Raw genomic sequence first — 21,387 nt, 5'->3', positions numbered from 1 at the left:
GCTTATGGACCCAGCGCCGATCCAGGAGGCAACGCGCGCGCGCGCACCCGGGCAGATGGACTGGTTTCGGCAGGCGTGAGGACTACGCGGTCGCCGCTCGTCAGACCGGTTTCGACGATCGCATTCAGGGACGGCCAGTCCGCAATCCGGACAGCCCGGGCCTGAACACGTCCCTCCCGGTCAACCAAGTAGACTTTCGGCTGTGTCCCCGCATCAACGAGCGCCTGGCGCGGCACCGAGACCCCGGCCTCCAGGACTTCGACAACGATCGTGATATCCACTGAACGGCCAAGAGGAATGTCCATGACTTCATTTGGAACGAACTTGACGAGACGTCCGCCGGTGGCCGCGTCCACGCGGGGAGAAATCTCGAGGAGCCGCGCCTGAAAGACCCGGTCTGAGCCCGACAGGGCGGCACGCGCGGCCATGCCGGGCTGCAAGGCATCGGCATAGGTTTCATCAACATCAGCCTGAAGTTCAACGCGTCCTGATGAGCCCAGTTGGAAGAGAGTCGTCTCCGTCGATATGACTTGACCATTGTCAATCGGTCGCACAAGGACGCGGCCTGCCATCGGCGCCCGGATTGTGAATTCGTTGTTCCGGGCAGATATGGCCATCCTTTCGGCCGTCGCTGCTTCCAGGACGGCCTCGGCCACTTGAAAGACGGCACGCGCCTCATCGAGGGCCGCTTGCGAGGCAACCCCTCGATCGGCGAGCGTACGGGTTCGGTTTAAGATCAGCTTTGCCCGATTGACTTCCGCATTCGCCGCCCGCTCGCGCGCGATGAAAGCCTCTGCCTCGGCCCGCTCAACCGAGGAGCGGATGGTCGCCAGCGCGTCGCCTGCTTCTACGTGATCTCCATCGTCGCGGAATACGCCAACCACCTGTCCGGGGTTTGGCGACCTTACATCTACGAGGTTTTCTGGGCGAACGCGGCCCACCACAGACAGTGTCTTCTCGATCAGGCGGGGCTCCACCTGCAGGACCGGCACTTCTGGCGCGCGCGTGAACCACCATGCCGCCAGTCCGGCAAACGCCGCGCAAAGGACCGCTCCCCCCAGCAGGAATGTCCGTCGCTTCTGCTGCGCCGCTGCATCGTTGGCAGGTTCACGACGGCCGGGCACCGCAAGCGCTATCAGCTTTTCGGAATTGGCGTCCTCTGTCATCGGGAGCAGCTTGCAGAATGCTGGCGCATTTTGGACATGGCCCTTAGGTAAACTTCGGCGTAGCAAACGCGGCAACCAGCGTTGCAGCGCTGTTACTGAGCTCTAGCACTTATTCTCCGATCCAACAGGACTCTTCGCTTGGTGCGCGAGCCCAAAGCCGGTGTTGCTGTTCATAAGGTTCGCCTGAATGCGTCCGGCCGGGGGCTCAAGGCAAAGGAAGGCTGCTTGAGCGGGCGCTTCAAGCAAACACAGACATCACCACACAACGCCGGATTCAGCGCCAAATGACGTCATCCAAGATTTTCCGTACGCAGTCTCAAGGGTTTGCGACAGACTTCATAGGGCCGGGTCGGCTGTTTGTATCAGGTTCAGCGACCGGCAGCGTCACCTCAGTCTTGTCAATCGGCTGCCTGACGGAAACCGGGCCGGACTTCGCCGGAAACTGCCTTTTTGCGCCTGGTAGAGTTTTCTCTGAACCGAATTGTTGCTGTGACCCCTGATGGTTCCTGCATTTGATGCTCGGATCCGGCCTTCAGGAGAAGGGCCTGGATTATGAAACGATCACGCTATTCGGAAGAGAAGATCATCGAGATCCTGAGGCAGAACAAGGCGGGCATGACCGTGCGCCGATCTCTGCAGGAGTTTGAGCGATCAGAATTCGCATCGCGATTTCCGCGAGAACGGGATGTCATCGGCCACGTTCTACGGCTGGAAGGCAAAGTTCGGCGGCATGGACCTCTCCGATGCCAAGCGCCTGAAGGTGCTTGAGGAAGAGAGCGCCAGGCTGAAGCCTCTTCTGGCCGAAGCGATGCTCGACAACACGGCTTTGAAGGACCTCATGTCGCGAAAGTGGTAACGCTCGCCGTAATCCGAGAAGCCGTCACGATCCTCGTGGAGACCTGCGAGATGCGTGAACGTCGGGCGTGCCACGTGATCGGGGCTGACCGGTCGCCGGTGCCCTACGCACCGCGCCGACAAACCCGTTGCATCAAGCGCTCGCTTGAGCAACATCAACGCGCCGGTTCTGGATCAGACCGGATAAAGGTCGAGGGTCACAGCATCAAGGCCCTGAAGGCCATGGTCGGCCCAGCGCGCGCGCCACAGGCTCACAATGCGCGGCTGCACGCCCACTTCCTGAGCAATCGAGCGCGCGCTGCGACCCTGCGCCGCCAGCAGAACAAACCGCGCTCGTTTCAAATCCCGCTGAACAGTCAGCGGCAATCGGCAGCGGGCCGCAAGCTTCTGGCGGTCGCCCCGCCGAAGCCGAACTTCTCGGGCTTCTAAAATCATGTGATTCTTGAATCGCGAATCACGTTCCTTGAATATCCGGTACTGGCGCGCGAAGCCGGGGCGCGAAAGGGCGACCCGGCGCGGGGGCCAGCGCGCACATGTTTTCTGTTCGTCTACGGAGGGATGCTTCTGGCCTTTGCGGGCCGCTAACATGAACGAAGCTGAACCGGCCGTTCAAAGCGCGTTCAGTGCGGGGCCGTCATTCCTGTGCGGAATCGAGCGACACTTCAACCGGGCTCGAGATGAAACCAGGAGTCAGAAACATGAAACGTCTTCTCACCACTGCCACTGCGGCCCTGATGGTCTTCAGCCTTGGCGCCGCGCATGCAGACCCCCGCAACCGGGTGCGCGTTGACCAGTCAGGCTATGGCAACGGCGCCGCCGCCGCCCAGCAAGGCGACCGCAACGGCACCGTCATTGTGCAGGGCGGCCGCGGCCACTATGCGCGCGGCGTCCAGTCCGGCTACAACAACTTCCTCCGTATGGACCAGTACGGCACGCGCAACAGCGTCGGCACCGCCCAGATCGGCGAGAACAACTTCGCCGTGACCGGGCAGGACGGCCTGAACCTTCGCGCCGACACGCTGCAGACCGGTTATGGCAACGTATCCGGCATCGCCCAGATCGGCACCAACAACAGGGCCGTGGCCGACCAGGACGGCTACAACAACACGTCCGGCATCATCCAGGTCGGCAATGGCCAGGATGTGACGGTGCGCCAGCGCGGCGAAGGCAACATCTCCGTGGTCGTACAGAGCGGCTACAACTGACGCCTCGCGCGGGGAGGCCGCTGCGCCTCCCCGCAACGCCCGCCCAAGGAGACATGCGGATGAAAATCCCATTGATTGCAGCTGCGCTCGCGGTGGTCACGGCCTGCGCCGCGCCGGTCCCTGCCCCGACCTACGCCCTGTTGCCGCCGGACGAAGCGCGCCCGGAGGCCGCACCGGCTGCGTCTGCTGTCTGCTGGATCCGCGAAACGAAGACGGCCAACGGCATGCGGCTTGAAGCCGTCGTGCGGGCGTACTCCGCAGTATACGGATCCTACGAATTCAGTGTGACGTCGCAGCGCCCGGGCGGCGGGACTGACGTGACGCAAGGCGGCGAGATCGACCTGACGGACGGCAAGAGCACCACCGTCGGCTCGGCGGAATTCTCCGGCGGGCGCTACCGCGCCTTGCTGACCCTGCGCGATGCGGGCAGCGAACTTTGCTCGGCTGAACAGCTTTCCTAGGAGACCAAGATGATCCGTTCCCGCAAGATGATGCTCGCCAGCCTGGCGCTCGCGGTCTTTACGATGCCGCTAGCCGCACACGCCGATCAGGGGCGCGGATACCCGAGGCAGATCCCGGACGAGCGGCTGCGCGAGCAGAGCGTGGCAGGGCCGGCGGCTGTCCCCAACCGGGTCTCCATCGCGCAGCAAGGCCGCGGCAACGGCGCCGGCGTTCTGCAGACGGGCAGCGGAAACACCGCCGGTATCCTGCAGTTCGGCCAGGGCAATACCGGCGTGATCACGCAGGAGGGATCGGGAAACACGGCGTGCCTCATCCAGGCGGGACGCAATCTCAACGGATCCGTCCAGCAGGTGGGCAAAAACCAAAGCGATGGCTTGCTGCAAAACCGCTGGGGCTCTGAAGTGGTACCGGTTCAGCTGTGCTCAGCCGATACGACACGGCAGGATCTGAAGGCCTATGCGGCGCCAAATCCGCGAGCTGATGTGCGCACGCGGACGCGGCCGATGGCCCAGCGGCAATAGGCACCGGAGCGGGCTAGTACCCGGAATCACAATTGACTGATATGTCGGTTCTTAAACTTTCAGATGGCGGACCTTGGTCCTTGTACTGATGAACGCAGCGGCGCCCTCATTGCAAGAATCGATAAATGCGTCGATGTGATCTTTCAGTTGCGCGACGGATGTGAAGGATGCGCCTGCAAGGAATTTTCCCTGCAGGACGGAGAAGCAGTTCTCGACCAGATTGAGCCATGAGGCGCGGCTCGGCGTGAAGTGGACGTGTCCGTTTGGATGACGCTTCAGCCAGGCCTCATTCCCTTTATGGGTGCTTCAAGATCCTTTCGTCCAGGCAGAGATAAAGTATCGTTGGCCAAACATCAGCGAGGGTCGAAAGCAAAAGTCTGAACTGGTTAACCAAGCGATGTCGCTCTGCCGGCGACCGCGCAATGTCCACTTAGGACCAGCTATGACCAAACGAAGGCTGGTTCCTTATGTCTTCTCCTGCGCCCATCGCTGCCGCTAAGATGGCTGAAAGCCTGGCAATTCATCGCCGAAGGGGGCCATCGGGGGCTTAAGGAGGGATGAACGCTTTGACGTTTTCAGGCTTCTTCCTGGGGGCCCGGCTTTGACTCCAGACGGGAACCATCGGGGTTCAGAGGAGTCCTGATACGATCCGGAGCACCGGCTCTGCTGACCCTACCGTTGGGAGCCTGCACGCCGGACCGCTTCCATAACAGGCCGGGAGGCTGTTTCGCGGTGAACGAACACCTGATTTCTCCCGGCGACCTTTGCGCTGTACATGGCCTCATCGGCATGGTTGATGGCCTGCGCAAGCGTATGCCCATGGGCCCACCAGGATATCCCTACAGATCCAGTGACTGAAAGCGTTTTCGGACAGCCCTGCAACTTGCTGTTCTGCAAGTCGCGCCGGATGTCTTCAGCAATCCTGACTGCATCTGCTTCCGGGCATTCGGGCAGGAATAGAATGAACTCCTCGCCGCCCCACCGCGCCGCCGCGCTGGCCGTCTCGTGTCCCCGCCCGTTCAATCGCAGGCGCTGCTCAATCAGTTCTGCAGTGTTCTTCAAGACTTCATCGCCGACTGAATGACCAAACGTGTCGTTGATCTGTTTGAAATGGTCGAGATCTATGAGGATCAAGGCATGCACACCGACGCCCTGGTGTTCAAGCGCCCTGACCTCGAAGGCGCGGCGATTGAGCAGACCAGTCAGGCTGTCCCGCTCTGACAGGTATTGCGCCTTACGAAGAGCTTTGGCCAGCTCGCCCGAAAGATGCTCGTTTACAATCCGGGTGCGAACCATATTTCGGATCTGCTTGTGCAGCGCACGTCCGATCAGTATCAGAGATGGGACAAGAAGCAGCGTTGCTATCAGCGGTATCGGACCAAGCACATTGAAATAATAGACCGTCTGTGGAACGAGGGCGATCGTGAATCCGGCGAGCGTGACACATAGGGCACGCTGGTCTGCGCGGTTCGTCACGGCCGTCAGGGACATGGTGACGATGATGAACATGCAGACGAAGCTCGCCTCGACGCTGGTTCCGATATCTGGCGCGACAGGGAGCATGGCGCCGCCCCAGAAGACACCGTTGAGGAAATCCGAAAGCATCAGGCCGTCCCACTTGCGCCGCGCATGCTTGTTTGTTTCAGCCTGCAGATGCGGAAGAACAAGCAAGTTCAGGACTATGGCAAGGCAGAGCAGGCCTGCGCTGATTGCGGCCAGGATCGGGCGGCCTGACTGCAATGCCCAGATGCCGACAAACAGGGCAGGAAGTGCACTGAGCCATGAGACCTTGCGGTCAATAGCAACGTGCATATCAAACAGTTCAGCTTTGACGCGCGCGTCGATCTCTATAGGTGCCGGTATCGAGCGACGCTCGACCGGCAGCACGTTATTTAAAGGTGCGCAAGCATTTGTCATGACTGTCGTGAACCGCGCCGGGTTTGCCGGAGGCCATTTTCTTTGAGAGAGTGGACCTATGACAGACAAGAAGCAGAGACCTCCTTACTCGCCAGAGGTGCGTGAGCGAGCCGTTCGGATGGTGATGGAACACGGCGGGGAGTACCCGTCGCAGTGGGCGGCGATCGTCTCGATTGCCGGCAAGATCGGGTGCGTGCCGCAGACGCTGCACGGCTGGGTCGCGCAGGCCGAGCGGGACGCCGGCAAGCGGTCCGGGCCAAGCACTGAAGAGCGCGAACGGATCAAGGCACTTGAGCGCGAGAACCGGGAGCTTCGCCAGGCGAACGAGATCCTCCGGAAGGCATCAGCTTATTTCGCACAGGCGGAGCTCGACCGCCGACCGAAGACATGATCGCATTCATTGACGATCATAAAGAGGCCTACGGGATCGAGCCGATTTGCAGAGTTCTGCCGATTGCCCCGTCGACCTATCATGAGGCGGAGGCGCGGCGGCGGCGCCCAGAACGCAAGCCGCCGCGCGTTCGCCGGGATGAGGCCCTGAAGCCGGAGATCCTTCGGGTCTTCAACGAGAACTTCACCGTCTATGGCGCCAACAAGGTCTGGCACCAGATGAAGCGGGAAGGCTTTGACGTGGCACGTTGCACCGTCAGGCGCCTGATGAAGGCCATGGGGCTGAAGGGCATTATCCGCGGCAAGCCGCACCGCACGACCTACAGCGACAAGGCCGCGCCGTGCCCGCTCGACCATGTGAACCGCAACTTCAAGGCTCCAGCACCGAACAGGCTCTGGGTCAGCGATTTCACCTACGTCTCGACCTGGGCGGGCTTTGTCTACGTCGCTTTCGTCATCGATGTGTTTGCCCGCCGGATTGTCGGCTGGCGGGTCAGCCGGACGGCGCATGCGAGCTTTGTGCTCGATGCCCTTGAGCAGGCCCTTCATGACCGGCGGCCCGGCATTGGAAGCGGTCTTGTTCATCACTCTGATCGCGGCAGCCAGTATGTCAGCATACGGTATACAGAGCGTCTGGCAGAAGCGGGCCTCGAGCCATCGGTCGGCAGTGTCGGTGACAGCTATGACAATGCGCTCGCCGAAACCATCAATGGACTCTACAAGGCCGAAGTCATCTGGCGGAAAGGCCCGTGGAAATCCATGGACGCAGTCGAATACGCTACGCTCGAATGGGTCGACTGGTTCAATCACCGCCGCCTGCTCGAGCCGATCGGAAATATCCCTCCGGCAGAAGCCGAGGCCAACTACTTTGCAGCGCTGAAGGAAAACGCTATCGCTGCATGACTCCAACCAAACAGCCTCCGGGGTTACCGGCGCGGTTCACTCATTGGCCGCGGCCGGCAGTGTCATCCCGGTCCGGTCATCGGTATGCCAGGCGGCAACTCTCCTGGAGCTGGCCGCTTTCGGTCACTCGGGTGCAAATTGGCGGGGGGCAACGCCGATCGGAATGTTGACCCATTGATTTGGCTGGTGGCGCCTGGTTACGCCCTGACGCCCGCTCACAGGCAGGACACATGACCGCATCCTCAGATCGTCCCTCGCGCCGACCTTCTGCTTGCAAAGCCGGGGCCGTCCACAGATGATCCCTTCCCGCCAGGCGCTGGTTTGTCGAACCCACCCTCGCCCGGAGCGGGAGGCGCCGCTGGTTGGCAAAAGATTGGGAAACGATTATCGCATTTGCAGAAGTCTCGACGCTCACCGCTTCCATAAGCTGGCCATCACGACGCGTCGCGAGGCAAAGCTAGATCGTTTCGGACTTTCGAGTCAGACCCTTAGGCCGCACCAAGCTGAAACTTCCGGAAGGATGCCCCCTCATGCAGACCCCCACACCGAGCGAGGCGCCACCGCGCCGAAACACCTTTACGCGCTTCCTCGACGGGGTCGAATGGCTGGGAAACCTCCTGCCCCATCCGGTCACGCTGTTTGCGATTCTGGCGTTTGGCATTGTGCTGCTTTCGGGGCTGTTCGGATGGATGGGGCTGGCGGTGGAAGACCCGCGCCCGGTTGGTGCGCGGGGTGTGGCCGAGGACGGGATGATCCGAGCGGTCAGCCTGCTCAATGGCGATGGAATCCGACGGATCTTCACGAACCTCGTTACGAACTTCACGAGCTTCGCGCCCCTGGGCGTCGTCCTCGTGGCGATGATCGGCGTCGGGGTTGCCGAGAAATCGGGCCTGCTTTCGGCAGCCGTCCGCTCGATGGTCCTGTCGGCGCCGCGCCATATGGTGACCGTTGCGATCGTGTTTGCAGGGATCGTGTCCAACACGGCCTCCGAGGTCGGCTATGTTGTGCTGATCCCGCTCGCAGGCGCTATTTACTACGCGCTGGGGCGGCATCCGCTGGCGGGCATGGCGGCGGCCTTTGCGGGTGTGTCCGGCGGTTATAGCGCAAACCTCCTGATCGGCACGATCGACCCGCTGCTGGCCGGCATCACCCAGGAAGCGGCGCGCCTGATCGATCCCGACTACGTCGTGCTTGCCACTGCGAACTGGTATTTCATGGCGGCGTCGACGTTCTTGATCACCGCGATCGGTTCACTGGTCTCGATCTTCATCGTCGAGCCCAAACTCGGGCCCTATGACGCTTCGCGCGCAGACCCGACCATTCTGGACGAGCGGATGATGGAACCGCTCAGGAACGAAGAGAAGAAGGGCCTGATTTGGGCAGGGGTCGCCATTCTCGGCGTGTTCGCCCTGATGGCGCTCACGCTTGTTCCTGAATGGGGCGTTCTGCGCAATCCCGAGAATGGTGACCGCATCGACTCGCCGTTCTTCGGCGGGTTTGTCGTTTGGATCCTGATTTTCTTCGTCGTCTCGGGCTATGCCTATGGCCGGGCGGTGGGCGTCATGAAGACGGATACGGACGTCATCGACGCGATGGCGGCGGCACTTGCCTCGCTCGGGCTCTATATCCTGCTCGTCTTCTTTGCGGCGCAGTTCGTGGCCTTCTTCAACTGGACCAATCTCGGAGCGATCACCGCCGTCGGAGGCGCGCAGTTCCTGAAAGATACCGGGATGACCGGACCGCTGGTCTTCTTCCTGTTCATTCTGATGTGCGCGGTGATCAACCTGTCGCTGGGCTCGGCCTCGGCGCAATGGGCGGTGACCGCGCCGATCTTCGTGCCGATGCTGATGCTCATCGGCTATTCCCCGGAAGTCATCCAGGCGGCCTACCGGATTGGAGACTCTTCGACCAACATCATCACCCCGATGATGAGCTATTTCGGCCTGATCCTCGCATGGGCGACCCGGTATGACAAGAAACTCGGTGTCGGTACGCTGATCGCGATGATGCTGCCTTACTCGATCTTCTTCCTCTTGTTCTGGTCTGGCTTTTTCTTCCTCTGGACGTTCGTCTTCGGACTGCCCGTAGGGCCAGGATCGCCGACCTATTACGGGGTTTAGGCGGGGAAAGGCCGAAGCCGGGATCGTCCGGCAAGGCTCGCTTGACGAGGCCCTTCTGATCAGTCCGAAAACGAACGGAGTCCGTTCTCGTCATAAGGCAGTTCTTCAGCGAATACCGACCTTGGGCGTATTGCGCTTATAACCAATGGCAGCTTTGATAGGTTCATGAGCGACGACAAGCCCTCTTTGGCGACGGCCATGCGAACCGAGTTTGCCCCGACACTTCGCCGCGACGGGTTTTCAGGCTCAGGTCAACGATATTGGCGAGTTCTGGGTGGGCAATGCCAGATCGTCGAAGCACAAGGCAGCCGGTACGGAGGAAAATTCGCGATCAACATGGGCGTACAGCCGATGTCGGTTCCGTTGCGCTCGGGAGACGCGCCAGACCCCAAGCACATGAAAGAAATGAACTGCATGTTTCGCAGACGGCTCGCCGCACAGGAAGGCGATCAATGGTGGGATTACGAACTCAGCCAGGCCAGCCTCGACAAAGCAGTTCGCCAAGCGTGCGCGGTCTATGAGCTTATCGGAAAGGCCCAGCTCGATTCAATCGCGGAACCAGGCTCTCCTATCAATACACTGACACCCGAAGCATTCGCCGCGCGCGGTTATCACTTTTATGGTTTCGGCAACACGGGGATTCTAATTGCCTTGACCTTGGCGCAGATGAGGAAAGCGGCAGGCAACAATAAAGAAGCCGCCGGCTTTGCCCGCCTCGCACTGGAAGAGATCGGTGACGGTGCGGCCGGCAGCGGCCTGAAGGCTGAGCTATCCGAATTTCTGAAGTATGATTAGGGCCAGTTGGCTTCGGTTAACGCGTTGGGCAGGGTCACCTCGGTCCTGTCATCGGGCTGCCAGGCAGCCGCCCGGCGGGAGATCGCCGAAAACAGACATTGGTGGCTAGAGGGCGGACGACCGCTTTGGAGAGTCCCATGCTTCTTCCTGCGGACCGGACACTGACCCAAACGGGAGGAGTTATAAGAGGCCGCAGCAAATTTGGCCCATGCTGGCTTGCGTCAGACAGCCAATCGCAGACATCGACCGGCGTTGTTGCCGCAAACGGCGCTCCGTCCGTCACAAGACTAGATTTACTCAGGCGTCCTTTCTGATTTCGGCAGCATTGCCGCAAAATCTCCAGGAGATTTCCTCGCCCGCATGGAACGGAACGATCGGAACGCCTGCTTCGACTCATCTGTACGGGAACAAGCTGAGGCTTGCGCTCCAGGATTACGGACCCAGAGTTCAAGGAAAGGCCGTAAAAGCGTGGACCATTTTCTGACGCGAAAGCTTCAAGGTGGTGGAGCGCGCCTTCCTCTTCAAACACACGCGCATAGCTTTCCAGAGCAAAGGGCGCATTGAATATGCCGGCGCACCCGCACGCGGACTCCTTGTCGCTGACCGCGTGCGGTGCTGAGTCTGTGCCGAGGAAGAATTTCGCCGAACCTGATGTTGCGGCCGCACGCAATGCGAGCCGATGGGCCTCCCGCTTCGCGATCGGCAAGCAATAGAAATGAGGGCGGATCCCGCCGTCGAACATGGCGTTGCGATTGATCGCCAGATGGTGCGGCGTTATCGTGGCTGCGACATTTGGACCAGCGGCTTCGACGAAGGCTGACCGCGTCGGCTGTCGTGATGTGCTCGAACACCACCTTTAGCCCGGGGAAGTCAGCTATCAGCTTGGTCAGGATCCGGTCAATGAAAACGGCCTCCCGGTCAAAGATGTCGACATGGCGATCTGTGACTTCCCCGTGCAGTAGCAGAGGCATTCCGATGCGCTCCATGGCCTCGAGCACAGGATAGATCTTTCTTATGTCTGTGACGCCGTGATCCGAATTGGTGGTGGCGTGAGCGGGGTAGAGCTTGCAGGCTGTGAAGACGCCTTCTGCAAACCCGCGTTCGACCTCGCCGGCCTCGATTGTGTCGGTGAGGTAGCAGGTCATCAAAGGCGTGAAGACAACGCCCGGCTCAAGGGCGGCAAGGATGCGGTCGCGGTAGGCGGCTGCGGCTGCCACGGTTGTGATCGGAGGGCTGAGATTCGGCATCACGATTGCCCGAGCAAACTGCCTTGCTGTGTAGCCCACGACCGAAGCGAGCAATGCGCCATCTCGCAGATGAACATGCCAGTCATCAGGGCGCCGCAACGTCAGCCGGTCGGGAGCCTTTACCGCGCCTTGGTCAGATTTTTGCACAGACAGGTTCCTCCGCGGCAGCTGCAAGATGGGTCACGGCGCCGTGCCGGTACGACGCTTGATCAAGGATGGTCAAACTTGAATTACTTCAGTCGAGCGCCATTGAACAGCATGAAGCGTCGATACTTTCAGCGACCCTTCAGATTGCGCTCCATTTAAACTTACCGGATCACAGGCATGTTGACCGGGCAAATCGGGTCGACTGCCCAGCGATCGGCAAGAGGGTCAGGGATTGCAGTAGGGGCAATGCGCCGGATCGGCCTCTGTCAGGCCGTCTGAACGTGGCCGGCTTGTTTCGTGGTCACACATGAAACATCCCATCAGCTCATGCAGTACCCAGGCTGTCGGAGCGCCGCACCAGCTGCACGGCAAACCGGCTTCGGTGCCCTTTACGCCCCAGCCCGGGGCGCTGCAGCTGCTACAGGTCTGACAGAGACGGTCGGCAAGTTTCTTTGCGAGCGACGCGATGGACATCATCCGTTTGGGATTGAACCGGGCGCGCATGTCGGTCTGAACGCGGGCTACGCCATCACTCGAAACACGGGCAGCTTGCCCGATCGCCGCTTCCAGGTTTTCTAAAGTCTGCACGCCCTTTTGAACGATAACCGCGGGACCGCTGTTTGGCCGTACAATCATCGCCTGATCAGGAAATCCCGCCGCCCGGATCTGATCTGCGATATCGATCAAGCGTCTGGTTTCCCAGATCGCATAACAGGGTGACAGATCGACGCTGTGCTCTATCGCGACGAGACCACTCCTTGCATCGATCAGTACAAGTTTTTCAAGGCCGGCCGGGATGAAGGGCATTTGAGGATGCGGACCGAAGCTGCCCTCGCTCGCAACAGAAAGATCCAGCCCGGACACTTTCAGCCCAAGCCGGGCCTTCGCAACGAGCACCTCATCCATACTGCCTGGTCGCTCGATCTCACCGGAAAACGTTCCCAACTGGTCTGTGTCGAGATTACCGGGCACTTCGATGTCGATACCCAGTATGTCCCGAAATGCCGGGCCTATCGCACGCTCCTTGCCGTGCATGGTGGCCAGGACCGCGCGGCGTCCGGCAAAGGCAGATGCAGGCCCTTTCATCAGAAATTTCCATCTCTCTTGTGATGTTCGAGGGGGCCATACGCGCTCATGCAGCCATCTCGGCGCTACGTCTTGAAAGACTGCCTGAGAATTCCGGCCGATCAGGCGGAACCACACTTGCGGTGATAGCGACGCAATATCTTCTTTCCCCTGCCGACATCAACATGCCCGCTTGTCTAGAACTTCGAACGTTGATTGTCACCGGGCAAATCGGGCCAATCCTAGTCGCAGACACTGCCAGCTCTCTATGAGTGCTTTTCCGCAGATTGTCTTGAGGAAGCCGAAGCTGGCAATTTCATTGCGAATCCGGAACAACAAAACCAAATGATTACAAGGATTTTTCCTTCCGTTCACGAACGGAACCGTCGATTGTTCGGGGTTTCGGGACCTTTTCAACACAATCGGCGATCTCCGGCCCGGCGCCGATGATGCCACTGAATGACAGGACTGAGGCGACCCTGCCGGATGCCGAGATCGATCATCGGAGCTCACCTGTCCCTAAACAGCCAGTCGCTTCGCAACGAGACCCCTGGCCCGGAATTCAGGGGGCGCGGGTCAATGATCAAATCAACCCTGGCCGTGGGCGAAGCAGCGCGCCCGCGTGGCGGAATAGACGGCGCGCTCAGCTTGCGAGTTCAAGGGGCTGGTGGCGCGGCTCCACCAGCTCGGGCATGCCGACCCAATATCCCTGCATCTGGTCACATCCGAAAGACGAAACAAGCGCTGCAGTCTCAGCAGATTCGATGCCCTCGACAGTACAGGAAATGCCGAGTTCATGCGCAAGCGACATGGTTGCCTTGAGGATTTTCTGGGTGGCGGCGCGGTCCCTCAGTTCACCAACGAAAGCCCGGTCCAGTTTGATTTTGTCGAGCGGCAGTCGGTCGAGCATCGCGAGCGATGAATAGCCCGCTCCGAAATCATCCAATACCACGCGGAAGCCGAGCCCCCGCGCCTGTTCGAGCACCGCGCAATTCTCCACGACGTTCCTGAAAGCAACCTCCTCGGTGATCTCAAGCTCGATCCGTTGCGGCGCAATGCCGTGCCGGGCGATGACGCCGCTGAGCTTGCGCAGGAAATTCCGGGAAGTCAGCTGCGATGGCGAGACATTTATTGCGAGCGACCAACTGGTCCCGACAAGCGCTGGCAGCGCCTGGTTCAAGGTTGACCAAAGCATGTCGTTGAGCAGGCCAAGACGCTCAGCGATAGGGATGAAATCCTGCGGCGCAGGATCACGCGGGAAGCCGCTGTTCGGCCACCGCGCCAAAAGTTCCATCGTGACAATCTGGCCGCTGCGGACCGAGACAATCGGCTGCAGCGCGGTTCGGATCCGGCCGTTCGCAAGCGCGTGGCGGAAGGCGATCTCGATTGCGGAAGACGCAAGTGCAGCCTGATCGATCACTGGATCAAACTCAGCCACGCCAAGATGCTCCACCTTGGCGCGGCGCATCGCAACATCGGCGGAATGAAGCACTTCAGATACAGATGTACTCTCGCCTCCGGCGCGAACCCAGCCCAATGACGCGCCCACTGAAACATCCCCGGAGACCGATTGGATCGGAGCTGTCAGGCTGCTGTGGAGGGCACGGATCTGCAGGTCTTCCGGGTTGGCATCACCCGGCGCTGCAAAAAGTGCAGCAAATTCGTCCCCGCCAAGGCGGGCAGCCCCGAGCATCTTGGGTTGTTCGTTAAGGCGCCGGCCGATCTCCATCAAAACCTGATCACCGACCGCATGACCATATTGATCGTTCAGCGGCTTGAATCGGTCGAGGTCAATGAAGACGAGGGTCAGCGGGCGGCCCGTGCTTTTCTGGGCCGCCACAAGCTCGACGAAAGAGCGCCGGTTCTGAAGGCCGGTCAGGGGATCTTCTGCGGCAAGCCGCGTCTTCTCGCTTACGAGGCTTTTCAGGCGGTCGCGAATCTTCAGGTTCTGGACGGTCGCCGTCATCATGTAACCAAAGATCGCTACGATCGCGAAGACAGTGATGACCTTGTGATCGAGCGTCAGTTGCCGATCAAACAGCGTGATGATCGTTGCGCCGACGAAGCCCGCAAGACAAGGAATACCCGTCGTCAACGTCTGTATCCGGCTCGTGTTGTAGACAAGCGAGACGTGGACCATGATGCCAATCAACAGGGTCAGGCCGAGGAGCCGATGGCTGGGCTCCCCGGCTACCAGGACAAGCGCGCCCACGACCCAGAACAAGGTTCCGGACGTTCTTTGCAGGACCAAGTGAATGAGCTGTCTGTTGCCAAAGGGTGCATCCGGGCGTTGGTGGAACGCAAAGCGGCGCTCCACCCATTCATTCTGCAGGATCAGAAAGCACCAGACGAGAGAAATCGCCGGGTGAACGATCCACATGGACAGGAGCGTCAACCCGAGAAGTACGACCAGCGTTCCAGCCCAGTCGGCCTTCAGCCGTGCGGCAATATCGAATGCGGCGGCATGCTCAGCCTTGAGCGACCAGTCGGGTCCGAGTACCTGTCGTAGTGAAGTGCAGATTGCGGCTTTCATCCCTCGTGCTTAACAAAACTTAGTTCATGCTGCCCCAAACACGGCTCAGGATTTTGCGGCCAGGATTAACCTGTCCTTCAAGAACACCGTGACTTCCGGCTGCCAAGATCCTCACCAATTGAATTTCAGGCGACGAGAAGCCTCCGCTGCTCGTGAAGCGCGGCTTTAGGTTCGGCTTCGATGAACGGACCCTGATCGGCCCCGGTCTTTGCACAGACGGTGCACTTGTTCGGCAATGAAGCATCAATGACTGCTATCTGCGGTCTCCAGCCTCGCTGCGGCACGGCAGCTGAATGACGGGACTGAGGTGACCCTGCCGGTCGCGATCGATGCCGATCAGAGCCGACCTGGTCAGCCTAAGGCTTCGCAGCGTCTATTGTAACCGCATTTTGAAGCATGCCGCTTTGTCCTCGGGGCTGCCGGGCCAATGGTTCGGACGCCTGTCATCCTGCGTGCATGTGACACGGCAGGTTGTCATTTTTGCAGTCGTGTTGCCGCCGGTCCCCAAGACGACCGGAACACGATATTCCCATTGCCAGAAGGCATAGACATCATATGCAGTGGCGTTGATGTTGGTGCTGCAGGCCATTGCCAATTCGAAGACGCTCGAATTGCCTTGAGAACCGCCCCTGGTTTTCGTCTGGCTCAAAGACCCTTCAATCTCCGTTGCGATGAAGTTTGCATCCGCACCAGAGGAGGCTGTCAGCTTGACCGACAAGGACTTTGCGCCTTGCATGGACTAGGACTTCTCCGATGAAAGCCGGGAAGATACCGTCGCCGTGATACCGGAGCCACATTGGTGAGCATCTGAGCAAGACATGGTCCAAGACGGTTGAGGTTCCCCGGGTCCCAACAGCTTGACACCTGGCTAAACCGTTCACGGTATTCAGCGAAACGCAACATGGCGCACGCTCCGGCGCGTCCCGAAGGCTGGGACGCAGTACGCGGTCGTGCGCCTTAGTCCGTAGGCCCACCAAGTTTCGCAGGTCCGGCAAAGCAGGTTGGGCTTGCTATCCTGCCTGCTTGGGTGTGAACTCTTCTCAGCCATGCGGTGGCGCTGGAGGGGACGATGGAAGACTTGTACGCAGAATCCTTGTGGGCAACACACAAGTACGCGGCCTTCATCAGCTATTCGCGTGCTGATCTGGCGGCCGGCGACAAGTTCCAGCGCGGGATCGAAAGATATCGCATTCCCAAACCGCTGGTTGCGCGCGGAACGTTGAACGGGCCCGTGCCCAAGCGGCTCGTGCCGATATTCCGGGATGTTACGGATATGGTCGCCGCCGGCGATCTCGGCGCACAGATCGAAAAGACGCTGCAGGAATCGGCGTTCCTGATCCTGATCTGCTCACCCCATTCGGCCAAATCGATGTGGGTGAACACTGAGGTTGAAACCTTCAAGCGCAAAGGCGCAATGGCGCGGATCATCCCGGTTCTTCTCGATGGCGATCCTGTGGAATACCACCCAGAGCATGCGCCCAATGGCGCCTTTCCGCCTGCACTGCTGCGCGTAATGAGGGCGGATGGACAGCTGACGGACGAACGCGAACCAGCTCCGATTGCGCCCGACCTGCGCCCGACGGCGGAGGGCTACAACTTCGCGGTGCTGAAGACTGTGGCAACGATGATCGGGCTTGCACCGGATATCCTCAGCCAGCGGCAATCGGAAATGGAGCGGCGCGACCGGCGGATCGCGCGGATGATCACCAGTGTCGTAACCGTGCTGGCGATTGCAGCAACGGGCGCTGCATTTTCGGCTTGGCAGCAAATGATTTCGGCGCGCCAAAGCCAGTCGCTCGCTTTTGCAGGCCTCGCCTGGAACACGATCGAGGACGGCAATTACGACAATGGCGCGCGGTTGGCGCTGCAGGGCCTCCCGGCGGGGCAGGGAAAAGTCGTGAATGTCATGTCGGCTGATGCCGAAGACGCAATGGCTTCTGCGCTGTGGAACAACCGGGTGACGGCGCGCCATCTGGCTGAAGCGCGCCAGAATGCCGACCCGGTGGAGCATGTCGAACTCAGCGCCGACGGATCGACGGCGTCTGTGGTCAGTTCGGTCGGCAGTATCCGCGTCATCGACATGGAGAGCGGCGCGCTGCGCATGGAGGTGCCTTACGCAGGAAAGGTCGCGGAATCCGATTTCGATGGTATGTTCTCGGCGGCGCTGAGCCCTGACGGCTCGCAGCTGATCACCTTTCCGATAAGGCCGTGGGGTGCCGATCAGATAGAGATCATGAAGACGTGCAATTACGCGTACGATGCGGAGGACGAACAGGATCCGATATTCGCCTCGGCCGGCGTCATCTGGTCGGTCGAGACCGGCTGTCCGGTGCGCCCGCTGGGACGCGCGGACTTCAATGATCCGGAGACCGGTGATGGCTGGTTCATGCTGGGCGGTTACTACTGGTCGCCGGATGCACGCACGGTACTGGTCGCCGGCTGGAGCAACGACGCCTCGCGGGTGATTGACGTAGAGTCCGGTGAGATCCTGTTCGCTTTTGATGCCGGCGGGAGCAGTGACTTCTACATGGAGCAACCTGCGCCTTTCTTCGCCCCTGACGGCAAGTCGATCGTGGCCAAGACCGGCAGGCTCGACGCGAGCCTGCTCGACGCCCGGACCGGTGCATCCATAAAGAGATTCACGCTGCCTGATGGCGAAGACGAGTTTGGCGACAAGACGGAAATCGCCACGTTGCAATCGTCAGTAGACGGCAAGACCCTGATCGTGGAGATGTCGGAGGGGACGATCTATTCGATCGACGTCGCGTCCGGTGAAGCAGCGCAGCGCGACCGTGCGTTCATGGTGCGACAGGCCTGGTCTGACGGTCCTGACGGCATGGTCTCAAGCCAGTTGCAAGTGTTCGAATACACCGACAGCACCGAGCCGTTGTGGCGCCAGACATACGACCGGTATGCGGTTCTGCGAGAGTCGAACCTGTTGGTCGGCTTTTCCGGGACGCAGGGCGAAGTTCGCGATCTGACGACGGGCGATTTGCGGCTGAAATTGTCCGGACACGTTGCGACTGTCTCTGCGGTTAAGCCGGTCTCGGACGGAGTGCTGTTGACTGGCGATGACGCCGGGGAGATCAGGCGCTGGACCATCGTGCCGCGGGCGCCGGAAAGTGTGGCACAAGGCTTCGGCAGGGTCTTGCGCAGCCCGGACGGGCGCGTCTTCGCATTGTCAGATGATGGCCTGCGCGTGTCGGTTCTCGGCGACGATCTGACGCCGGCACCGTTCCTCACGCTGGAGGCTGGCGCGCGCGACATCCGTTTGGCCGGCGACCGGATCGTGGCAGAAGTCGAGGGTGGGATTGTCTCGGCCCGACTGGCGGACGCATCTGATGTCAGGGCATTGTCCGGGATCAGGTCTCCAGGAGAGGTCGCAGCCGGCGGGACCGGCGATGTAATGAGCTATGTCGATACGGATCGCCAGCTCGCGCTCGCCGGGGGCGGTCTCGACGCCGTGCGCATCGCGCCAGAACAGGGAGAGTATTGGGGCACCACAGCCATCGCGCCTGAACAGGGGATCCTCATCGCATCCTCGAGCTCGTTCCTTGTCGGTTTCGAAATCGCGACACAGGCGGAGGTCTGGCGATTTGAAGGCTTCCCCGAAGCGTTGGCAGCGGCAGAGGCCGAAGCTGCGGCAATGGGAGACCTCCAGCCGGCGCAACCACCGCGCCTGCTGACCGAGGGCATACTGCCCAGCCCGGACGGATCGAGATTCCTGATGACGTTCGACGAATCTCCGCGCGCAGAATATCGCGTGTCACACGCCCTGCTGATGGATACCGAGACGGGCGCGATTGTCAGCCGCCTGCCGTTCGGGGTCTACGAAGACATGCGAGAGGCCCGCTTTTCTGAAGATGGCGCACTGTTCGTCACCCATAGCTGGGCGGATACCGGCACGACGCCGGACTTCCGGGTGTGGCGCGTATCTGACGGCGCGCTGGTGTCGTCATTCAGCCTGCCTCCAAACGACCTCAATCCGGACGGGCCTTACGGTTCGGACTACGCGGTCTCGCCGTCCGGCCAGAGGATAGCGACGCTCGATGGGGGGCGCATCCTCGTATGGGGCGCACGCACCGGGCGGTTGATTGCCGACCTGACGTCAGACCTTTCAGCCGGCGCGCCTCGCTTCGACCGGATCGAGTTCAGCGCGGATGCCCTGCTGGCCCACACCGAGGACGGCGGCCTGCTGAAGCTGGCTGTGCCTGACGAACTGTCCGGCGCGCAGCTCGCGGCGCGAGCCTGCAACGAGATGTCAGCCGCCAGCACAGATATATTCGCGCCGGAAGAACTGGCACGCGTTAGCATTCCGCAAAACCGCCTGCGGCCGTGCAATACAGGCGGCCTGTTGTCGCCGCGCTTTTACAAGGGTCTGCTGAATCGCCTGTTGTGATCACAAGGTACCTATCGAACGCTGGCAAATTGACGGACTGACGTCACTGACTGACTGACTGACGTGACCGGGCTTACAAATTCGGGGGACCACTCCTAAGGGGCAGGTCAGCGCAGACAGACGATGCAGAGCTAGCGCAGGAGATCGAGGCGGCGGGCGTTCGCGAGTGGGCGCCTATGGCTGGAATCGGCGATCTCCCCCGTGTAGCGAACAGGCTTTCCTATGACAGGATTGAAGTGACCCTGCCGGTCCCGGGATCTGGAGGTGGGAGCCGGCTTGGCCCATTCTGGCCGACCAGCAATATCCCAGCGGCTAAGACCTTAGCCAATCCTGTTCCAGCGCAGAAGGAACGCCATCGCTTCCTGCGCGTCGCAAAATGTCTGCCTGCCAAGAACTGGCAGCCTCTTTAGGAGAATTGACAATGTAACACTGGCCAGGTGCTGCAGCGGGGCTGCGCGTTACGCAGCGTGGTCCTGTAATCTGGCAAGGCGCAGGAGCTTGTCCCAATCGAACCCCTGATTGGGATCCCATCCCCAGCGCTCGACCGGATTGACATCTTCGTGCCCGCAAACGGTCCCGAACTGGATCGGCAACTGGTGCCGCCGACAGATGTCACCCACGAGCGCGCCGAGCGCAGAATACATCTCATCGGAATAGGCCTGCGACGATGCCGTCCGGGCGCCAACGGAGAGCACTTCAATACCGATAGAATTATTGTTCGGATCGTGATTGTCAGACAGGTAGCCGAACGGTTTGGGCAAGCGGCCCCAGCGCCGGTCGAAATACTGAAAGTCCGGCCATTCAGAACGGTCGGCCGGCACGACCAGGACCGCTGAAGTCTGTCTTTGGGAGGGCGCCACAACCTGCCCCGCCGCGTCGAGATAGATGGCGTCTTTGGGATAGCCCTTGTGCCAGCTGAAATAGCGCTTGTACTGCCTCCAGCTTCCGTCGCCCCGGTTATAAAGCTTGCGGACGGCCTTGATGATCCCTGAATGGAAGGCACGCTGGTCTTCGGCCACGAACTGGTGGACCGCCCCGTCCGGGCAGACGAGGTAGTGCGCGCTCGCCAGTCCGGGAGACTTTGTGAAAGTGTTCACGACGGCCGCAAGGTCCTGGGTCCCGGTAATGTGGATGATGACCTGGTCGATCGTCCCGTTGGACCTTCGGGCGCCGTGGGCGCCGTTTACATGCCGCCTTTCCGCGGAAACATCAGGGTTCCACCCACTCGTCCAGGCAGGCGCTTCGGCTTCGGCGCCGTCCGTTGTATCATCTGAATCGATCAGCGCCCCTCCCCCGACCGGTTCGCGCGGAGGAGACGCGTCATCGTCTTCCGGATCTGGTTCCGGCATATCCCATTCATCCAGGAGCGGCGGCGAGCCGGGCATGATGGCGTCGCCTGGAAAATCCGTTTGCAGAGCAAAAGCCGGGCTCAGGAACTCTGCCCACACATGGCCGACAAAGATTCCGTCTCCTGGCGTATCGGCGAATACAAACCACCACCCGGCCCGGTCGACATCGTCGAGCCTGACTACAGCCTGGCCGGCTGCGAGCTTGGCCAATATGCCAGCATCGTTGGCTGGCTGGGCCCGGAGATTGAGCCGCCTGACACTGACGCGGAAGATCTTTTCAGTTGGCATCGGCTATGACCGGGTTCCGTGAATG

14 protein-coding genes, 5 pseudogenes and 1 other annotated feature are annotated in these 21,387 nt (G+C 60.7%); of the genes and pseudogenes, 10 read left to right on the top strand and 9 right to left on the bottom strand.

All coding sequences use genetic code 11. The annotated features are described in order from the left end of the window. Positions 1-2: 2 nt before the first annotated feature. Positions 3-1,166 carry an efflux RND transporter periplasmic adaptor subunit gene (locus tag KG722_RS11560; RefSeq protein WP_213271941.1) on the bottom strand — a complete coding sequence of 388 codons (1,164 nt, stop codon included), beginning with the start codon at positions 1,164-1,166 and terminating at the stop codon, positions 3-5. 552 nt (positions 1,167-1,718) lie between these two features. Here KG722_RS11560 and KG722_RS15185 point away from each other — a divergent pair. Next, positions 1,719-2,105, top strand: a pseudogene (locus KG722_RS15185) (transposase); the annotation flags it as partial. A 123-nt stretch (positions 2,106-2,228) separates the two neighbouring features. On the opposite strand, the pseudogene KG722_RS11550 reads toward KG722_RS15185, so the two are convergent. Then, positions 2,229-2,456, bottom strand: a pseudogene (locus tag KG722_RS11550) (helix-turn-helix domain-containing protein); the annotation flags it as partial. A 263-nt stretch (positions 2,457-2,719) separates the two neighbouring features. On the opposite strand from KG722_RS11550, the gene KG722_RS11545 reads away from it, so the two are divergent. From KG722_RS11545 to KG722_RS11535, 3 genes are read left to right on the top strand one after another with little or no spacing between them, the layout of a single operon-like run. Next, positions 2,720-3,226, top strand: a complete 507-nt coding sequence (locus KG722_RS11545) for a curlin-associated protein (protein ID WP_213271939.1) — start codon at positions 2,720-2,722, stop codon at positions 3,224-3,226. Positions 3,227-3,285: 59 nt separating this feature from the next. After that, a complete protein-coding gene (csgH, locus tag KG722_RS11540; protein ID WP_213271938.1) occupies positions 3,286-3,687 on the top strand; it encodes a curli-like amyloid fiber formation chaperone CsgH in 402 nt (133 codons plus the stop codon). A gap of 9 nt (positions 3,688-3,696) precedes the next feature. Next, positions 3,697-4,209, top strand: coding sequence for a hypothetical protein (locus tag KG722_RS11535; protein ID WP_213271937.1), 513 nt, complete (start codon positions 3,697-3,699; stop codon positions 4,207-4,209). A 51-nt stretch (positions 4,210-4,260) separates the two neighbouring features. On the opposite strand, the pseudogene KG722_RS11530 reads toward KG722_RS11535, so the two are convergent. Together KG722_RS11530 and KG722_RS11525 are read right to left on the bottom strand one after the other, a co-directional pair. Next, a pseudogene (locus tag KG722_RS11530) lies at positions 4,261-4,515 on the bottom strand (transposase); the annotation flags it as partial. Positions 4,516-4,881: 366 nt separating this feature from the next. Further along, positions 4,882-6,126: a GGDEF domain-containing protein gene (locus KG722_RS11525; RefSeq protein ID WP_213271936.1), complete on the bottom strand. Its 1,245-nt coding sequence runs from the start codon at positions 6,124-6,126 to the stop codon at positions 4,882-4,884. Positions 6,127-6,184: 58 nt separating this feature from the next. On the opposite strand from KG722_RS11525, the gene KG722_RS11520 reads away from it, so the two are divergent. From KG722_RS11520 to KG722_RS11510, 4 genes and pseudogenes are all read left to right on the top strand, one after another. Continuing rightward, a protein-coding gene (locus KG722_RS11520; protein ID WP_213271935.1) for an IS3 family transposase occupies positions 6,185-7,419 on the top strand; the annotation gives its coding sequence in 2 pieces (ribosomal slippage) (positions 6,185-6,485 and positions 6,485-7,419; 1,236 coding nt in all). Beyond that, positions 6,472-6,588 (top strand) — a sequence feature (AL1L pseudoknot). It overlaps the preceding gene by 117 nt. Positions 7,420-7,721: 302 nt before the next feature. Next, positions 7,722-7,880, top strand: a pseudogene (locus tag KG722_RS15180) (IS5/IS1182 family transposase); the annotation flags it as partial. A gap of 69 nt (positions 7,881-7,949) precedes the next feature. Beyond that, complete coding sequence (locus KG722_RS11515) at positions 7,950-9,539, top strand: AbgT family transporter (RefSeq protein WP_213271934.1); 1,590 nt, start codon at positions 7,950-7,952, stop codon at positions 9,537-9,539. A gap of 165 nt (positions 9,540-9,704) precedes the next feature. Further along, positions 9,705-10,334, top strand: coding sequence for a DUF4304 domain-containing protein (locus tag KG722_RS11510; protein ID WP_213271933.1), 630 nt, complete (start codon positions 9,705-9,707; stop codon positions 10,332-10,334). A gap of 297 nt (positions 10,335-10,631) precedes the next feature. Here the strand turns inward: KG722_RS11510 and pyrC are convergent. The 4 genes and pseudogenes from pyrC to KG722_RS11490 form a co-directional block, all read right to left on the bottom strand. After that, positions 10,632-11,728: pseudogene (gene pyrC / locus KG722_RS11505) on the bottom strand (dihydroorotase). 225 nt (positions 11,729-11,953) lie between these two features. Further along, entirely contained in the window at positions 11,954-12,763 is an 810-nt protein-coding gene (locus KG722_RS11500; RefSeq protein WP_213271931.1) for a DUF6671 family protein, read from the bottom strand. A gap of 673 nt (positions 12,764-13,436) precedes the next feature. Beyond that, complete coding sequence (locus KG722_RS11495) at positions 13,437-15,326, bottom strand: EAL domain-containing protein (protein ID WP_213271930.1); 1,890 nt, start codon at positions 15,324-15,326, stop codon at positions 13,437-13,439. A 373-nt stretch (positions 15,327-15,699) separates the two neighbouring features. After that, on the bottom strand, positions 15,700-16,062 hold the full coding sequence (locus tag KG722_RS11490) for a hypothetical protein (RefSeq protein ID WP_213271929.1): 363 nt from the start codon (positions 16,060-16,062) through the stop codon (positions 15,700-15,702). 333 nt (positions 16,063-16,395) lie between these two features. On the opposite strand from KG722_RS11490, the gene KG722_RS11485 reads away from it, so the two are divergent. Continuing rightward, entirely contained in the window at positions 16,396-19,725 is a 3,330-nt protein-coding gene (locus tag KG722_RS11485; RefSeq protein WP_213271928.1) for a TIR domain-containing protein, read from the top strand. Positions 19,726-20,183: 458 nt separating this feature from the next. On the opposite strand, the gene KG722_RS11480 is transcribed toward KG722_RS11485, so the two are convergent. Continuing rightward, entirely contained in the window at positions 20,184-21,110 is a 927-nt protein-coding gene (locus KG722_RS11480) for an N-acetylmuramoyl-L-alanine amidase (protein WP_213271927.1), read from the bottom strand. A gap of 63 nt (positions 21,111-21,173) precedes the next feature. Between KG722_RS11480 and KG722_RS11475 the strand changes: the two genes are divergently transcribed. After that, positions 21,174-21,371: a hypothetical protein gene (locus tag KG722_RS11475; protein ID WP_213271926.1), complete on the top strand. Its 198-nt coding sequence runs from the start codon at positions 21,174-21,176 to the stop codon at positions 21,369-21,371. Positions 21,372-21,387 lie beyond the last annotated feature (16 nt).

It is taken from the genome of Hyphomonas sp. (assembly GCF_018402285.1).
Lineage (GTDB): Bacteria > Pseudomonadota > Alphaproteobacteria > Caulobacterales > Hyphomonadaceae > Hyphomonas.
Note: the sequence above shows the minus strand (reverse complement) of the source record. Positions and strands in the feature narration are given on the sequence as shown.

What these genes read in the sequence shown, in the direction of transcription:
- KG722_RS11560 (WP_213271941.1), bottom strand. Translation starts at nt 1,166, where the DNA reads ATGACAGAGGACGCCAATTCCGAAAAGCTGATAGCGCTTGCGGTGCCC.
- KG722_RS11545 (WP_213271939.1), top strand. Translation starts at nt 2,720, where the DNA reads ATGAAACGTCTTCTCACCACTGCCACTGCGGCCCTGATGGTCTTCAGC.
- csgH (WP_213271938.1), top strand. Translation starts at nt 3,286, where the DNA reads ATGAAAATCCCATTGATTGCAGCTGCGCTCGCGGTGGTCACGGCCTGC.
- KG722_RS11535 (WP_213271937.1), top strand. Translation starts at nt 3,697, where the DNA reads ATGATCCGTTCCCGCAAGATGATGCTCGCCAGCCTGGCGCTCGCGGTC.
- KG722_RS11525 (WP_213271936.1), bottom strand. Translation starts at nt 6,126, where the DNA reads ATGACAAATGCTTGCGCACCTTTAAATAACGTGCTGCCGGTCGAGCGT.
- KG722_RS11515 (WP_213271934.1), top strand. Translation starts at nt 7,950, where the DNA reads ATGCAGACCCCCACACCGAGCGAGGCGCCACCGCGCCGAAACACCTTT.
- KG722_RS11510 (WP_213271933.1), top strand. Translation starts at nt 9,705, where the DNA reads ATGAGCGACGACAAGCCCTCTTTGGCGACGGCCATGCGAACCGAGTTT.
- KG722_RS11500 (WP_213271931.1), bottom strand. Translation starts at nt 12,763, where the DNA reads ATGCACGGCAAGGAGCGTGCGATAGGCCCGGCATTTCGGGACATACTG.
- KG722_RS11495 (WP_213271930.1), bottom strand. Translation starts at nt 15,326, where the DNA reads ATGAAAGCCGCAATCTGCACTTCACTACGACAGGTACTCGGACCCGAC.
- KG722_RS11490 (WP_213271929.1), bottom strand. Translation starts at nt 16,062, where the DNA reads ATGCAAGGCGCAAAGTCCTTGTCGGTCAAGCTGACAGCCTCCTCTGGT.
- KG722_RS11485 (WP_213271928.1), top strand. Translation starts at nt 16,396, where the DNA reads ATGGAAGACTTGTACGCAGAATCCTTGTGGGCAACACACAAGTACGCG.
- KG722_RS11480 (WP_213271927.1), bottom strand. Translation starts at nt 21,110, where the DNA reads ATGCCCGGCTCGCCGCCGCTCCTGGATGAATGGGATATGCCGGAACCA.
- KG722_RS11475 (WP_213271926.1), top strand. Translation starts at nt 21,174, where the DNA reads ATGGCCGACAAAGATTCCGTCTCCTGGCGTATCGGCGAATACAAACCA.